Source organism: Nitrosospira multiformis (genome assembly GCF_900103165.1).
In the GTDB taxonomy this organism is placed as follows: domain Bacteria; phylum Pseudomonadota; class Gammaproteobacteria; order Burkholderiales; family Nitrosomonadaceae; genus Nitrosospira; species Nitrosospira multiformis_D.
Genome location: NZ_FNKY01000001.1, coordinates 1,703,503 through 1,718,815, shown reverse-complemented (window position 1 = coordinate 1,718,815; position 15,313 = coordinate 1,703,503). Strand labels below are relative to the sequence as shown.

General features: G+C 52.3%; 13 protein-coding genes and 1 tRNA gene. 8 read left to right on the top strand and 6 right to left on the bottom strand.

All coding sequences use genetic code 11. The features are described from left to right. Window positions 1-31 precede the first annotated feature (31 nt). Window positions 32-1,636 (top strand): ABC-F family ATPase, encoded by a 1,605-nt coding sequence (locus tag BLR00_RS07640; RefSeq protein ID WP_074631818.1) that lies wholly within the window; start codon window positions 32-34, stop codon window positions 1,634-1,636. A 199-nt stretch (window positions 1,637-1,835) separates the two neighbouring features. On the opposite strand, the gene ampD is transcribed toward BLR00_RS07640, so the two are convergent. From ampD to ispB, 4 genes are all read right to left on the bottom strand, one after another. Continuing rightward, window positions 1,836-2,399: a 1,6-anhydro-N-acetylmuramyl-L-alanine amidase AmpD gene (gene ampD / locus BLR00_RS07635; protein ID WP_074631817.1), complete on the bottom strand. Its 564-nt coding sequence runs from the start codon at window positions 2,397-2,399 to the stop codon at window positions 1,836-1,838. Between the two features lie 54 nt (window positions 2,400-2,453). Further along, window positions 2,454-2,693 (bottom strand): PP0621 family protein, encoded by a 240-nt coding sequence (locus BLR00_RS16935; RefSeq protein ID WP_074631816.1) that lies wholly within the window; start codon window positions 2,691-2,693, stop codon window positions 2,454-2,456. A 25-nt stretch (window positions 2,694-2,718) separates the two neighbouring features. Then, a tRNA-Pro gene (locus BLR00_RS07625) sits at window positions 2,719-2,795 on the bottom strand. Window positions 2,796-2,992: 197 nt separating this feature from the next. After that, window positions 2,993-3,961, bottom strand: coding sequence for an octaprenyl diphosphate synthase (ispB, locus tag BLR00_RS07620; protein WP_074631815.1), 969 nt, complete (start codon window positions 3,959-3,961; stop codon window positions 2,993-2,995). A 191-nt stretch (window positions 3,962-4,152) separates the two neighbouring features. Here ispB and rplU point away from each other — a divergent pair, with 191 nt between their 5' ends. From rplU to cgtA, 3 genes are all read left to right on the top strand, one after another. Next, window positions 4,153-4,464 carry a 50S ribosomal protein L21 gene (gene rplU / locus BLR00_RS07615; RefSeq protein ID WP_074631814.1) on the top strand — a complete coding sequence of 104 codons (312 nt, stop codon included), beginning with the start codon at window positions 4,153-4,155 and terminating at the stop codon, window positions 4,462-4,464. A 12-nt stretch (window positions 4,465-4,476) separates the two neighbouring features. Beyond that, window positions 4,477-4,734 (top strand): 50S ribosomal protein L27, encoded by a 258-nt coding sequence (rpmA, locus tag BLR00_RS07610; protein ID WP_074631813.1) that lies wholly within the window; start codon window positions 4,477-4,479, stop codon window positions 4,732-4,734. Window positions 4,735-4,831: 97 nt separating this feature from the next. Then, the gene (cgtA, locus tag BLR00_RS07605) at window positions 4,832-5,872 is read left to right on the top strand and encodes an Obg family GTPase CgtA (RefSeq protein ID WP_074631812.1); all 1,041 of its coding nucleotides are present in this window, start codon (window positions 4,832-4,834) and stop codon (window positions 5,870-5,872) included. A 64-nt stretch (window positions 5,873-5,936) separates the two neighbouring features. Here cgtA and BLR00_RS07600 read toward each other — a convergent pair whose 3' ends face one another. Then, window positions 5,937-7,178, bottom strand: a complete 1,242-nt coding sequence (locus tag BLR00_RS07600) for a PepSY-associated TM helix domain-containing protein (protein WP_081346672.1) — start codon at window positions 7,176-7,178, stop codon at window positions 5,937-5,939. 27 nt (window positions 7,179-7,205) lie between these two features. Then, window positions 7,206-8,924, bottom strand: coding sequence for a cyclic peptide export ABC transporter (locus BLR00_RS07595; protein WP_254773484.1), 1,719 nt, complete (start codon window positions 8,922-8,924; stop codon window positions 7,206-7,208). 351 nt (window positions 8,925-9,275) lie between these two features. Here BLR00_RS07595 and BLR00_RS07590 point away from each other — a divergent pair, with 351 nt between their 5' ends. From BLR00_RS07590 to BLR00_RS07575, 4 genes are all read left to right on the top strand, one after another. Then, the gene (locus BLR00_RS07590) at window positions 9,276-10,370 is read left to right on the top strand and encodes a GNAT family N-acetyltransferase (protein WP_081346671.1); all 1,095 of its coding nucleotides are present in this window, start codon (window positions 9,276-9,278) and stop codon (window positions 10,368-10,370) included. Window positions 10,371-10,380: 10 nt separating this feature from the next. Further along, window positions 10,381-11,685, top strand: coding sequence for a lysine N(6)-hydroxylase/L-ornithine N(5)-oxygenase family protein (locus BLR00_RS07585; RefSeq protein WP_074631811.1), 1,305 nt, complete (start codon window positions 10,381-10,383; stop codon window positions 11,683-11,685). Between the two features lie 309 nt (window positions 11,686-11,994). After that, window positions 11,995-14,286: a TonB-dependent siderophore receptor gene (locus BLR00_RS07580; protein ID WP_074631810.1), complete on the top strand. Its 2,292-nt coding sequence runs from the start codon at window positions 11,995-11,997 to the stop codon at window positions 14,284-14,286. 30 nt (window positions 14,287-14,316) lie between these two features. Next, a complete protein-coding gene (locus BLR00_RS07575) occupies window positions 14,317-15,297 on the top strand; it encodes an alpha/beta hydrolase (RefSeq protein ID WP_074631809.1) in 981 nt (326 codons plus the stop codon). Window positions 15,298-15,313 lie beyond the last annotated feature (16 nt).

The window sequence follows — 15,313 nt, the reverse complement described above, 5'->3', positions numbered from 1 at the left end:
TTTTTTTGCTATCTTTTTCAGGAAGCGAGCTTTGATCACTACTGCCAATATCACCATGCAATTCGGGGCCAAGCCCCTGTTTGAAAATGTCTCCGTCAAATTCGGCGACGGCAACCGCTATGGTCTGATCGGAGCCAACGGCTCCGGCAAATCCACCTTCATGAAAATCCTCGGCGGCGATCTTGAACCCACTTCCGGCAATGTCAGTGTTGATGCCGGCGAGCGGGTGGGCAAATTGCGTCAGGATCAGTTCGCCTTTGAGAATTGCCCGGTAATCGATACCGTCATGATGGGGCACGAAGAGCTGTGGCGCGTGAAGGAGGAACGCGACGCGATCTATGCCAATCCTGACGCCAGCGAGGACGACTATATGCACGCCGCCGAACTTGAAGCGCGCTTCGCCGAGCTGGATGGCTATTCCGCCGAAGCGCGGGCCGGGGAATTGCTGCTGGGCGTGGATATTCCGCTGTCACAGCATACCGGGCTGATGAGCGCCATAGCGCCCGGATTCAAGCTGCGTGTGCTGCTGGCGCAGGCGCTATTTGCGAATCCCGAAATTCTGCTGCTGGACGAACCCACCAATAATCTGGACATCAATACTATCCGCTGGCTTGAAGATGTCATCAATGCCAGCAGGAGTACCATCGTCATTATTTCACACGATCGCCATTTTCTGAACAGTGTCTGTACTCACATGGCAGATCTGGATTACGGGGAAATCCGTATTTACCCCGGCAATTACGACGACTACATGACTGCGTCCACCCAGGTACGAGAGCGCATGCTGGCCGACAATGCCAAGAAGAAGACCCAGATCGCGGAATTGCAGTCGTTTGTCAGCCGTTTTTCCGCCAATGCCTCCAAAGCACGGCAAGCCACCAGCCGCGCACGCCAGATCGAGAAAATAAAGCTGGAGGACGTAAAACCATCCAGCCGCCAGTACCCCTATATTCGCTTTGAGATGGATGAGCGGGAAAAACTGCATCGCCTGGCGGTATCGGTGCAAAGTATCACCAAGCAATTTGCCGGCATGGAAAAACCGCTCCTGAAAAAATTCAGCCTCAATGTCGAAGCAGGCGAGAAAATCGCCATCATCGGTCCCAACGGTATCGGTAAGACCACGCTGCTGCGATGTCTGGCCAACGATCTGCCACCCGATGCGGGAGAAGTAAAATGGGCGGAAAAAGCACGCCCCGGTTACTTTGCACAAGATCACGCGAGTGATTTTGAAGCAGATATGCCGCTCACCGACTGGATGACCCAGTGGCGACGCGAACACGACGACGATCAGACGATACGCAGCGTTCTCGGCAGGCTGCTATTCTCCGGCGATGAAGTAAAAAAACCGGTTAAAGTAATCTCCGGCGGCGAGGAAGGACGCATGCTGTTCGGCAAGCTCATGCTGCAAAAGAACAATGTATTACTCATGGATGAACCGACCAATCATCTCGACATGGAATCCATTGAATCCCTGAATGGCGCGCTGGAAAAATACACGGGGACGCTGATTTTCGTTTCTCATGATCGGGAGTTTGTATCCTCACTGGCCACACGCATCGTCGAAATGAGGCCCAATGGAATCAGCGATTTCAAGGGCAGCTATGAAGACTATCTGCTGGGTCAAGGGGTGGTATGAGTCATTTCTCCTAATTATCCCACGAGAAAATACCATGAATCTCGTCATTCCAGGCTTGACCTGGAATCCAGCCTAAGCCGGTAATAACGTGCTTTGAATACCGCTGGATACCGGCTTGCGCCGGTATGACATTTTACTTTCCGCCATTCCCGCGATAGCGGAACTCCATCTGTTTGCTTTGTACCGTTTACTCATCGAATCAACAGCCGGCGGCAATCAGAGCCGCACGATAGCGCTCCCAGTCAAAACAAGGTCCCGGATCGGTTTTGCGGCCCGGCGAAATGTCTGAATGCCCGGCGATGCCGGTGATAGGATAGGCCTTTTGCAACGCCAGCGTGAGCGCTACCAGCGCCTCATACTGGCTGACGGTAAACGGCGTGGCATCACTGCCTTCGAGTTCTATGCCGATTGAGAAATCGTTACAGCGAGCCCTGCCTTGCCAACTGGATACTCCCGCATGCCAGGCACGCTTTTCGCAGGGAACAAACTGGATGAGCTCACCATCCCGGCGGATGAGAAAATGGGTGGAAACCTTGAGGTCGCGCAGAGTCTGGTAGTAGGGATGCGCTTCGGGATCAAGCCTGTTGGTGAATAGCTCAATGACACCGTCACCGCCGAATTCCTCCGGTGGCAGGCTGATATTATGGATCACCAGCAAATCGATCGCACATCCGGCCGGACGCTCGTCGCAATTGGGTGAAGGAATGAAGTGTACACCGTCCAGGCAGCCCGTTTCGTCAATTTGTAGGGGGCTGGCCTTCACACGCTGCCGGGGTCCACGTTACCTGAATCGCCGTATATTCGGAAGCGTTGAAATCTATCGCTGCAGGTGTAAATGACGATGTTCATCACTACAGAAAAACTTGTCTTCGGAGAGAATACTTTCACTTTTCGGCAAATGCACACCGCAATGAGTGCAGCGCACCATATCTTCACTCTCGATAGATGGTGACTCTTTTTGAGCCTCTTCCTGCCGCTTTTTTAATCCGCGCCGATAGCTTCGTATTGCCCAGAAAACGAGCACGGCGATAAGGACGAAGAACAGTAGTCTACCCAACGCGTCTCCGTTACCGTATCAAAATTGGTCGGGGTGAGAGGATTCGAACCTCCGACTCCTGCGTCCCGAACGCAGTACTCTACCAGGCTGAGCTACACCCCGAATTATTTAATCAGCGACTTACGTATATTATTAATAGCACGCAACATTTTCAACAGTTACATCTACCAGGTGCGTGGGCAGCAATTGTACGCAGGAAGGGGCATCCGGGCAATCCAAAATTATTCCAGAAGCCTCTCGCGAACCTTGAACTTTAGTCGCAAGCCCGATCGCCGGTCCTGGCGCCGAAAACTGTCTGTCTAATAATTTCTCGCCACCGCAAAGGTGGTCAGTTGTAACAGACACTCCTTGTAATCAGAATCCTGGATTGATGAAATCGTTGCGGACGCCGTGTCAGATTCGGCTTGTGCCCGCTGCCGCGTGTAAGCCAGTGCTCCAGTCTGCTGGATAACTTCCAAAACCGGTCCGAAGCCGCCCTCTCCGCCCTGCTCAATCGCATTACGTATGATAGTGGCCTGTTCACTTGATCCTGTTCTCATTGCATAAATCAATGGTAGCGTAGGCTTGCCTTCGGCCAGATCGTCACCCAGATTCTTGCCCGTTTCCTGATAATCCCCGGAATAATCCAGCATGTCATCGGTCAACTGAAACGCTGTACCCAGATGCATTCCATAAGCAGCCATCGCTTCTTCCTCCGCCGGTGTGGCATTGCCAAGAATCGCCCCCAACCGGGTCGCCGCCTCAAATAGTTTGGCGGTCTTATATCGAATCACCCGCAGGTAGTTTTCCTCATCAACGTTGGGATCGCGGCAATTGAGCAACTGCAGCACCTCACCTTCGGCAATCGTATTGGTGGCATCGGCTAATACCTGCATGACACGCATGTTGTCCACTTCCACCATCATCTGGAACGCGCGGGAGTATAGAAAATCCCCGACCAGCACGCTGGCGGCGTTACCGAACAATGCATTGGCGGTAGCTTTACTGCGCCGCAATTCCGATGCATCAACGACATCGTCATGCAGCAGGGTCGCGGTATGAATGAATTCCACGACTGCCGCAAGATTGAAATGATATCTGCCGGAATAACCGAATGCACCCGCGGCAAGAATCACCAGTGCTGGCCTCAGGCGCTTCCCGCCACTGTTGATGATATATTCGCTTACCTGCCGGATAAGTCCCACATCGGAATAGAGTTTGTCGCGGATAACCGCGTCCACCGCATCCATGTCCTGGGCGATAAGATTTCTGATACGTTCAATAGACACTGGGGTTCCCGCAAAAAAGGTGCCATGGTAGAAACGTCACGGCCAACGTGTCAAGCTCGACAATTCGGCTAGCCGCATATTTTGACACAAAACTCATTCGCAACAGGCCTTTGACCTTGGAGGGGCCGGTATGTATAATGCGCGCTTACTTCTTTCGGGGCATCCCGAGAGAGCAATAACTGGAGTCGAACATGTACGCGATCATAAAAACCGGCGGAAAACAATACCGCGTTGAAGCCGGACTAAAACTTAAAATAGAACAGATACCGGCGAATATTGGCAGCGAGCTGTCGATTGACCAGGTATTGATGATTTCCGACGGCGAGAATGTCTCGATGGGCAAACCGCTGCTCAGCGGCGCATCGGTTAAGGCGACCGTACTGAACCAGGGCAGACACGACAAGGTGCGTATTTTCAAGATGCGGCGGCGGAAGCATTATCAGAAACATCAGGGACATCGGCAGAATTATACTGAAATCCAGATCACTGGCATTTCAGCATAGGGAGAGTTTACCATGGCACATAAAAAAGCAGGTGGCAGTTCCAGAAATGGTCGTGATTCGAATTCCAAACGTCTGGGTGTAAAGAGCTACGGCGGCGAATTGATCCCGGCCGGCAGTATCATTATTCGTCAGCGCGGCACGCAGGTCCATGCCGGCGACAATGTGGGCATGGGTAAAGATCATACCCTGTTCGCCAAGATTACCGGCACAGTAAATTTCCGCACTAAAGGCGCGACGCAACGCAAAACAGTAAGCATCATACCGGCCTAACCATAACCAGCGCGAAAAAGCCCTGTCAGCCCGGCAGGGCTTTTTCATTTTAAGCCTGCATATTTATGCATGAAAATCCGGCTGGAAAAATTATCTTATGAAATTCATAGACGAAGCAATAATCCAGGTGGTTGCCGGGAAGGGAGGCGATGGCGTCGCCAGCTTCCGCCGGGAGAAATTCATTCCAAAAGGCGGCCCCTCAGGGGGCGATGGCGGGCATGGCGGCAGTATTTACGCCATTGCTGACCGCAACATCAATACCTTGGTGGATTATCGCTTTGCCCGTTTGCATCGTGCCAAAAAAGGAGAGAATGGTCGCGGCTCCGACTGCTATGGCAAGGGCGCTGACGACATCGTATTGCGCATGCCGGTAGGTACGGTCATCACCAATGCCGCGACGGGAGATGCCATCGCGGACCTGGAGCACCATGAAAAAAAGGTGCTGCTGGCCAAGGGTGGTGTGGGCGGGCTTGGTAACCTGCATTTCAAGTCCAGCACCAATCGTGCGCCCCGCCAATTTACCCTTGGTGACCCGGGGGAGGAATTCGAGCTTAAACTGGAACTCAAGGTGCTGGCGGACGTGGGGCTCCTGGGCATGCCCAATGCCGGCAAATCAACGCTGATCCGCGCGGTCTCCGCTGCCCGCCCGAAGGTCGCGGATTATCCTTTCACCACGATGCACCCTAACCTTGGGATGGTACGCGTCGATCAAAATCGCAGTTTCGTGATGGCGGATATACCCGGTCTGATAGAGGGCGCAGCAGAGGGTGCCGGACTGGGCCATCGCTTTCTCAAGCATCTCACGCGCACCCGTCTGTTGCTCCATATCGTGGATATGGCCCCGCTGGATGAGAGCATTGATCCCGTACGCGAAGCCAAAGCCATCGTCAAGGAGCTCGGAAAATACGATGAATCGCTCTACCAGAAGCCGCGGTGGCTGGTACTGAATAAAACCGATCTGCTACCCGAAGATGAACGCGAGAAGATTTGCAAGAAATTCATTCGCAGTCTGAGCTGGAAGGGAAAAAGCTTCACCATCTCAGCGCTGTCCGGCGAAGGCTGCAAAGCCCTCACCTACGCTATCATGGAGCATCTGGAGCAGGAATCAGTAACCGGAAACCAGGAGCCAATCACGTGATGGGTAAGAGGCTGATTTACTAAGTCCTGAAGAATCGATACATTGAAATGTGCCATCCGCTTTCTCAATCGATCTTTGCTAGCATTTTCTTTCGTACCCAGCGCTTCTTCTGCCAGATAATCACACCGGTAACGGAGAGCGTTGCTACCAGCAGCCCCATCACGGAAATAAAAATACGGCCGGGCAGACCGAGGATACGGCCGGAATGCAAGGGGAACTGGGCTTGCATAAAGATGTCTCCGGCACTGCCGGTGCCTGGTATATTGGCCCCGGCAGGCGATCCATTCCTGCCGTCGAAATACAGGGATGGATTGCCCAGGCCAATATCTCCATGCTCGTGCCCCGGCTCGAAGAAAGTCACGCCATAGATACCGAACTCGGGTACGTAAAATATTCCGCCTGGTGGGGCGTCCCAACCAAGCCTTTTAGCTTCCTCGGTAGCGAGCTGGATGATAGCGTGGCGGTTAACCACCGGTTCAATGGGCTGGTCAGGTGGATTGGGCGTACCCGTGAAGGGGCTTGGGGTCAGCGTCGAGAATAGCGATACCAGCGGCCTCATCACCTCCTGATTGAGATTCATGGACGTTGCGGTGACGGCCAGAAGCAGCAAGAATCCCCACACCCATACCCCGCCGGAACGGTGCATGTCAAAATTGAGCTTGGAGCGGCCCTGCCGCCACCGGAAAATGAAAGACTTACGCCATGCGCTCGCCTTGGGGAACGAAATCCATAACGCAATGCAGCAGTCGAGAGCCCAGACAATGGCAAGGATCCCCATGAACAGGACACCAAACTCGATCCCAAACCCATCGGGGATATGCATGCTGTAGTGCAACTTATACAGGAATGGGAGTAAATTTTCACGGCTGAGCGAGACCTCTCCCCACATCCGTTTTCCTCGTATTTCCCCGCTCACGGGATCGAGCGCAACTTGATTGAAGTCCAGTTCGAACGCCTTGCCGGACGCTGGATCAAGACGCGGGCCGACGCCCACCCCCAGGTTGTGTCCAGACTCCACCGCGAGCGGAACCCAGGTGATCATCAGCCGGTGATCGGCTGCTTCCAGTTTCTCTGCAATCAACAATGAAGGGAGCGGCTTTCCCAACCCGCGCGCTTCGAATAGTTGCGGGTTAAGCCACTCATCCAGCTCATGATCCCATGAGATTATTGCACCGGTAAGACCGGAAATGAACAGGAATACGGCCAGAAAAAGACCGGCCCAACGGTGCATCAGGACAAGAAAACTACGCCCGATCGACAGTTTGGCAGCGCGTTGTTTTTCGAATTGCTCGATTACATTGGACATTGCAACGCAATACTCCGCTTTATGGCATCAAACCGCATTGCTACAGGCTACCGAGGGTGTTGCGGACGCCAGACTGTCCTTGTCCTTCATCGCCGCCTGGCTATTAAGGGTCAGGCAACCGCTCTCCATGCGTATCAGACGATCGGCAAGGTGGAAGTAGCGATCATCGTGCGAGATTACCAATACCGCCTTACCCATGGCACGTAACTCGGGAAGCACCTCACGATAAAATACTTCCTTGAATACCGGGTCCTGATCCGCCGCCCATTCGTCAAACATAAAGAAGGGCCGATTCTCCAGATAAGCCACCACTAGCGCCAGGCGCTTGCGCTGTCCTTGTGACAGCTCAAGCGTAGTAAAGGCGCCATCCTTGACCTTTACCTTGTTTTGCAAATGTAGTTTGGCCAGAAGCCGGTTGCCTTCATTGTCCAGATCGACGCCACCCGTTTCGAGCAGGCGATCGAAAAGATGAAAATCGGAAAAGATTGTCGAAAATAGCTGCCGGTAGTGATCGCGATTTGTCTCGTCCACCACGGTGCCGTTGAAGATTATCTGCCCCTCTTCCGGTGGGTAGAGCCCTACCAGCAATTTGGCTAAGGTTGTCTTGCCGCTGCCATTACCGCCGACCAGAAAGGTGATCTGTCCCGGACAAAACTCCAGATCTATCGGACCCATGGTAAACAATTCGTCGCTTTGTTCATGATAGTAACGATGCAATACGCCTTGAAGCTTAATGGATTGCAATGACGGTGGAGAAAGTCCATCTGTCTGTTCTTCCGACGCTGCCATAGTGCGTGTAATCTCGTCAATCCGATCCGCGGACACCTGTGCCAGGTTAGCTCGCGGAATATTCAACAGGAGTGCTTCGAGCGGTCCCACCATATAAACAAACACCAGTGCGAAGCCCGTCATGATTAACGCCCGATCGGGCACGTCACCCACCAGCACGAACAATACCATGCCGATAAAAGCATAGATCAGGAAATTACCCCAGCTTGCTGAACCAATAAACAGCGACATGCCAAAAGTCCGTTCATGGCGGACGATCTCAATCGATTTCCCTAGCACGTTATCATAAAATGCAACCCGTTTATCACGATTCAGACGTAACTCCTTGGCCCCATCGGTTAGGGAGCGAAAATAGGCAAACAGCCTGTCCTGCTCCTGAGCGGCAGTATCCAGATGCCGTATCGCACGCAAATGTGCAAGATGATAGCCCAGCGAGCCGAACCCGATAACAATAACCGCGAGCAGGAAGACTTGCCAGGAAAGCAGCGCCATATAAATCAGACATCCAGCCACGATGACCGCATTGGTCAGGATTATCGGAAAACTCACAAAAAATTCAGCAACATGCGTGCAATGCTCGGATAACGCGGATTGTACACGCGCGGCGCCGATCAATTCAAGATGCCGGTAATCAGAGGCTATCACGCGTTTCGCGATAAAACTGCGCAATTCAGCATGGGCACGCTGCCCCAAGCGCTCAAATAAAATATTCGCAACCATATAGCTCAGCATGACCGCAACTGCGGTTCCCCCAAAAATCAGCGCCATTTCCATGCGATCCGGGGCTTCGGCCGTAAGCGCGGAACTGATCTGCGCCAACAGGAATACACTGCAAGCACCATGCACTACGCTTGCAATCGATGCACCTATTAGTAATCTTTTTGATTGGCTGATGAGATACTTAAGCACGGCTGTCTCGTAATAAAGATGAATATGAAGGTGACGAATGATCACCATGAATATTTACTGCTAAGAGCACAATGTCGCGACAGCTCCTTTTGCAAAGCGCGCTGGTTTCATGGTGTCGCGCCCAGCAATTTTCTCTCCTGCTGCTCAGACTGCAGCTTCGTTTCCTCTCCCTTCGCCTTCGACCGTCATTCTTGTGAATCTATAAGCACGAAGCCGCCGGAGCGATGAATCCGGCATGTGCCGGCAACGCCAATCCAGCAGGTTCCGAATGAGATTCTTAGTTAAATCCAATCGATATTCATTACGTTCGAAAAGTTATTAAATAATAACGTTTCTCATTCGTCTTTCTCCACTATAGGGATCATTTGCCTCAAACTAAGTTCTGCCAGGAGTCCATTGATGGGTATACAGCATGAGCAAATTCAGGAGCCATCCGCTCATGTGACGCCATTGAAATCCCGCCCCGATGGAGCCCTCTATGTGGCAACGCTTTATGGCAATACGCTGCTGTTGCAGATCGTTGATGGAGAAGAAAATCCATCAAGGTGGAAACTGACCCAGCAATCGGGCCAATTAAAGCTGGAATGGATCGATACTCATTCGGGTATGCCGGATACGGCCGAGTTGCTGGCAGCGCTGGAAGCCGCCTTTACCCGTTATCCCAATCAACATCAGTTGAACCTCGTGACACCCGTTGGGCAGGCCGATGAATTACTTCAATCCGGGGTTTTACTCAGAAGCGGGAACAATCACCTAATTGCCCGCAGTGAGCTTTTCTGGCAGCAGGCCAGAATCTGGCTCCCTTCACCTCTGCCATACGCCTTCCCCTCATCCTACGTCTTCAGCCAGGGCCGTCGCCACCCATTGAGACCGCCTAAACCGGCCGGTATCGTTTATCAACGGTACATTCCATGGCTCGACCGCACGCTTTCCTTCCGGGCCGTGAATATCGAATACGATCTGGAACGCTTCAATCGCTGGATGAATGATCCGGTGGTAGCACACTCATGGGGAGAACAAGGTGACCTTGCCAAACACCAGACCTATCTGGAAGGCATCGCTGCCGATCCGCATACCATCGGGCTTATTGGTTGTTTTGACGACGAAGCATTTGGTTATTTTGAAGTTTACTGGGCGAAGGAAGATCGGATTGCTCCCTTCTACGATGCGGACGATTTTGACCGTGGCTGGCATGTACTGATCGGAGAACCCCACTTTCGAGGCAAGCCATTTGTTACCGCATGGATGCCATCCCTTTCCCATTACCTGTTTCTCGATGATTGCAGAACGCGGCGCATAGTCATTGAACCTCGTTCGGATAATTACAAGATGATTCGCAATCTAGTCAAATGTGGCTACGCCAATCTCAAGGAGTTCGACTTCCCTCACAAACGCGCCATGCTCAGCATACTGTTGCGGGAGCGCTTCTTTGTTGAACAATTGTGGGTTCCCCGCGATGCCGTAGCAATGTCAATTTCCGCCACTCCGCTCTGAGGATATCGCCATGCAAATTCATGACCTGATCGGTATTGGCTTCGGCCCGTCCAATATTGCGCTTGCCATTACCCTGGAGGAAAAAAAGCAGTATGGGTTCAATGTAGACGCGTTCTTTATCGAAAAGCAGCCGGGTTTCGCCTGGCACGCCAACATGATGCTGGATAACACGCATATGCAGATTTCCTTCCTGAAGGATCTGGCGACCATGCGAAATCCTTCAAGTTATTTCACTTTTATCAATTACCTGCATCAGAAGCAAAGGCTGCAAGACTTTATCAACCTGAAAACTTTTTTTCCAAGCCGACACGAGTTCAACGATTACCTGGCCTGGGCTGCGTCGCATTTCAATGATCGCTGTGCGTATGGCGAAGAAGTTTTGGAAGTCCTCCCCGAAAAACGAAATGACGAAGTCGCACTCCTGCGCGTGTGCTCGCGTGATTCGGACGGCGCGATTCATGAACGGCTCACCCGCAATCTTATCGTTGGTGTCGGCGGCATGCCCAGCATTCCCGAGTGCTTCCTGTCTTTAAAAGGCGATCCACGCGTGTTTCATTCGAGCGCATACCTTCGTGAGATCGCACAGCATGGCAGTGCCAAAAAGATAGCGGTCGTAGGAGCGGGTCAAAGCGCCGCGGAAATTTTCATGGATTTACACAATCGCCCCGGCGCTCCACATGTCGACCTGATCATGCGCGCTCGTGCAATCAAACCGTCGGATGACAGTCCCTTCGTCAACGAAATTTTTAATGCCGATTTCACTGAGTTCGTTTTCAGCCGCTCCGATGAGGATCGCGTCGCACTCCTCGACGAGTTCTGGCACACCAATTACGCGGCACCCGATCTCGTTCTGATAGAACAAATTTTCAATGTTTTCTATCAGCAAAGAGTCACGGGCAATGAGCGCCACCGCTTCCTGCGTCGTCACGAAGTGGTCAGCGCCAATCCTTTGCCGGAAGGCATTCAATTGGTTCTACGGGATCTGAATGCCGGTCGCGAGCATGTTGCCACCTATGACGCGATCGTACTTGCCACTGGCTATAACCGGGACCACCACAAATCGCTATTGAAACCACTTTCGCCTTATATGGGCGAGTTCGCGGTCGACCGTCAATACTGTTTGCAGAGTACGCCAAACTTTCGGCCCGCCATTTTCCTGCAAGGTGCCTGCGAATCAAGTCACGGTTTGAGCGATACCCTACTTTCGGTCACTGCGGTTCGCACGGATGAGATAGGGCAAGCATTGCTGGGCGTGGTCAATCAGCCCGGAGCAACGCAAACAGATAATCCAATACGGGCGGTTGCCGGCCGGTAAATTTTTTATTTCTTTAATTTAACCTAAATCCGGTAGTTGACCGCTCATTTAACATATCAATGCCATGATTCATAAAAATATTTCCTATTATTTGACACTCACCTTCCGGGTGAGACCGCTACGGGGTGAATTGCACAGTTTTTGCGGCACATGGCTGCGTTGCAACTTCTTGGAATGGAACGACCATTCCGCGTCGTTGCGCCTTGCCCCGCGCCCCAAAAACCGCACACTTCACCCCGTCCAACTACCGGATTTAGGTTTAATGCAGTCAATTCCACACCCTTTTTTTAACCACGAGTAACTATAATTATGAAAGCCTACACAAAAACCAACATAGGGCTGAAACACCTGAAACACACCGTAATTTCACGTGCCCTGCAGTACACCTTCCTGGCCTTATCCGTCACCGGTTATGCTCATGCGCAACAAGCTGGCACTGAATCGGCCAAACCGGACACGAAAGGAAAGCCGGTCGCCCCGAGTGTGCTCGAGGCACAGGAAAGCAACCCCAAACCCACGAACGCTGGAGGGGCGGCGGTCCTGCCGACGGTGATCGTCAAGGATACAGGACACATTCCTGGCTATGTGACCACTCGCACGCTGAGCGCGACAAAAACCGACACACCGATTATCGAGGTGCCGCAGTCCATTTCCGTTGTTAATCGCAATGAGATGGATATACGCGCCGTGAACCTTAATATCACTGAAGCGCTGCGCTATGTGCCTGGGGTTACGGTCGATCAATTCGGTTTCAATGGAACAGGTTTCGAATATCTGGGCATGCGCGGCTTCAATGTTCAAACTACTGCGAATTTTCGGGATAATTTGAATCAGGCAGCAACGGGGCTTTATTTCGGCGCATTTATCACGGACCCGTATGCGCTTGAGCGGGTAGAAGTATTGCGTGGACCCACTTCGGTCACCTTCGGCCGGGGCGACGCAGGCGGTATCGTGAATCGCATCACCAAGCTTCCCTCCGCCACCCCGGTCCGCGAATTCGAGATCCAGTATGGCAATTTCGATCGCAAGCGGGTCGCCGCCGATTTTGGATTGACTAATGCAGATGGCACGCTCATGTTCCGTCTCGTCACCTCAGCCCTGGACCAGGACACTCAGGTCCGATTCACCAATACCAATGGAGACCGTGCCAGCATCAGGCGTTTTTATATCGCCCCATCGCTGACATGGCGCCCCAGTGACAGGACATCCATTACGCTTTTTGGCGATATTCTAAACAACCGCAGCGGGGCAGCTGCATTTTATTCTGCAGCACCGGATTTGATTACCCCAACCAATACATTAATCAGCGACCCGGCCTTTACACGATACTCCACCAATCAAGCTTCGTTCAGTTATAAAATCGAACATCATTTCAACGAAATCTGGACCGCACGACAGAATTTTCGTTTCCAGAGGCAGGATGGTAATTTTAGAGACATAAACCCAGCTGGATTTGCTGTCGACCCCATAACGGGAAACCCTACCTCCATCCTGGATCGTTCAGCATTTGCAACCAAGGAGAGACTGGATCAGACAACATTGGACACCCATTTACAGGCAAGATTCGACACGGGCCCGATAAAGCACACGACATTATTCGGAATTGATTGGAATCGCATGAACGCCTCCCTCAATTACTTTGCCAGCACTTCATTAACACCGTCCATAGATGTATTTAACCCTGTGTACTTTCAGCCGATACCTACGCCGGATTTTCTGGCTGTCGATGCGAAACAAAAGATCGATAATGTCGGTTTTTATATACAGGACCAAGTCAAATATCAAAACTGGATTCTTACCCTCAGCGGCCGTCACGACAAGGTGTCAAACAACACATCAGATGTCGTCAGCGGAGATGTGTTTCGGAATAAGGATTCCGCATACACCGGCAGGGCTGGCTTGACCTATCTTTTTTCCAATGGCATCGCCCCTTATTTCAGCTATTCCCAATCATTTCTGCCTCAACCTGGAATAGATCGAAATGGTGACGGCCGGCCGTTCGACCCTACTCGGGCCTCCCAGTATGAGGTAGGGGTCAAATACCAGCCTGTGGGCTCCAGAGCTCTGTTCACGGTGGCGCTGTTTGAGTTGACCAAAACCAATGTTCTGACCCCCGATCTGCGCGCAGGTGGTGTTCTGTCGCAAACGGGTGAAATTCGCTCTCGCGGCGCGGAAGTGGAAGCAAGGGCGGAAATTTTCCGAGGTTTGAATGCTATCGGTGCTTTTACTTACAATGATGTCAAGGTGACCAAGAGCGAGGATGGCTTTGAAGGTAATATGCCCATCCGAGTTCCGAATACGACTACTTCCGGCTGGCTCGATTACAACTTTAGTGCACTGAATATAAGCTGGTTGAAGGGCTTTGGAATCGGTGGGGGAGTTCGCTATGTGGGCAGGGTCTATAACGATGACGCAAATACCAGTACCACGCGGTCGTTCACCCTGTTCGATGCGGTGCTTCGGTATGATCACGGCCCCTGGCGGTTTTTCATAAATGCCAATAATATATTCAATCAACACTACTTTTCTGCAAGCTCCGGCGGGAATTTTTTCCGTGGGACGGACCGCGTGGTGGTTGGCACGCTTAAACTTAATTTTTAATCAATCACACCACCATAGTCGAGATATACGATGCCGCTTGACCCGGATCTTGCCGCGTTCCTTGAACTGGTCGAGGCTGGCATCGACAATGGTGCACAACCGCTGCACGAATTGCCGCCAGCACAGGCGCGTGTCCAGTACGATAATTCCACGCTGGCGCTTGATGCTGAAGGAATGGATGTCGCCAGCGCAAAATCCATTGAAATACCATGCCGGGATGGCAATCAGATCGACGCACGGCTTTATGTACCCGCTATCCCGGCTCATGATGGATCATTGTTACCTGCGCTGCTGTATTTTCATGGGGGCGGATACTGCGTTGGTGGACTGGATTCACACGATTCGCTCTGTCGTGCATTGTCGGCACTCACCCCCTGCTGTGTACTGAGCGTTGCATATCGGCTTGCCCCAGAGCATAAATTTCCCACGGCTGTTGACGATGCCCAGGACGCCTATCGATGGCTGCTTTCGAATGGGTCCACCTGCGGAATAGATGCCCGGCGTATTGCGGTAGGAGGCGACAGCGCGGGGGGAACGCTGGCAACGGGGTTGACGATCGCTGCGCGTGACGAAGGATGGCTGCAGCCCGTATTACAGGTGCTTCTTTATCCTTGCACCGCAGCTTGGCAGGACACCGGATCGCACAGCCGCCTGGCTCAGGGATATCTGCTTGAAGCTCCGACGCTGCAATGGATGTTCAGCAATTACCTGCGCGATGCTGCGGATCGTACGGATTGGCGTTTTGCGCCCCTTGAAGCGATTGATCTAGGCAAGCTTGCTCCGGCATTTATCGCATTGGCGGAATATGACCCCTTGGTGGATGAAGGTGTCGCGTATGCGGATAGACTGAAGGCGGCAGGCGTTTCCACTCAACTCAAGGTCTATGAAGGAATGACTCACGATTTTGCCCGTCTCGGAAATATCGTGAACGAAGCCGAACTGGTACGAAGGGATATATCGCAGGCGCTTGCGAAAGCATTTTCTTCTCAACTTCCTGAAAAGGAAAACTGAACGCTTCTTTCCAATT

Bases quoted from the DNA above. Each gene is read 5' to 3' on its own strand.
- rplU (WP_074631814.1), top strand. From the start codon at position 4,153: ATGTACGCGATCATAAAAACCGGCGGAAAACAATACCGCGTTGAAGCC.
- rpmA (WP_074631813.1), top strand. From the start codon at position 4,477: ATGGCACATAAAAAAGCAGGTGGCAGTTCCAGAAATGGTCGTGATTCG.
- cgtA (WP_074631812.1), top strand. From the start codon at position 4,832: ATGAAATTCATAGACGAAGCAATAATCCAGGTGGTTGCCGGGAAGGGA.
- BLR00_RS07600 (WP_081346672.1), bottom strand. From the start codon at position 7,178: ATGTCCAATGTAATCGAGCAATTCGAAAAACAACGCGCTGCCAAACTG.
- BLR00_RS07595 (WP_254773484.1), bottom strand. From the start codon at position 8,924: ATGGTGATCATTCGTCACCTTCATATTCATCTTTATTACGAGACAGCC.
- BLR00_RS07590 (WP_081346671.1), top strand. From the start codon at position 9,276: ATGGGTATACAGCATGAGCAAATTCAGGAGCCATCCGCTCATGTGACG.
- BLR00_RS07585 (WP_074631811.1), top strand. From the start codon at position 10,381: ATGCAAATTCATGACCTGATCGGTATTGGCTTCGGCCCGTCCAATATT.
- BLR00_RS07580 (WP_074631810.1), top strand. From the start codon at position 11,995: ATGAAAGCCTACACAAAAACCAACATAGGGCTGAAACACCTGAAACAC.
- BLR00_RS07575 (WP_074631809.1), top strand. From the start codon at position 14,317: ATGCCGCTTGACCCGGATCTTGCCGCGTTCCTTGAACTGGTCGAGGCT.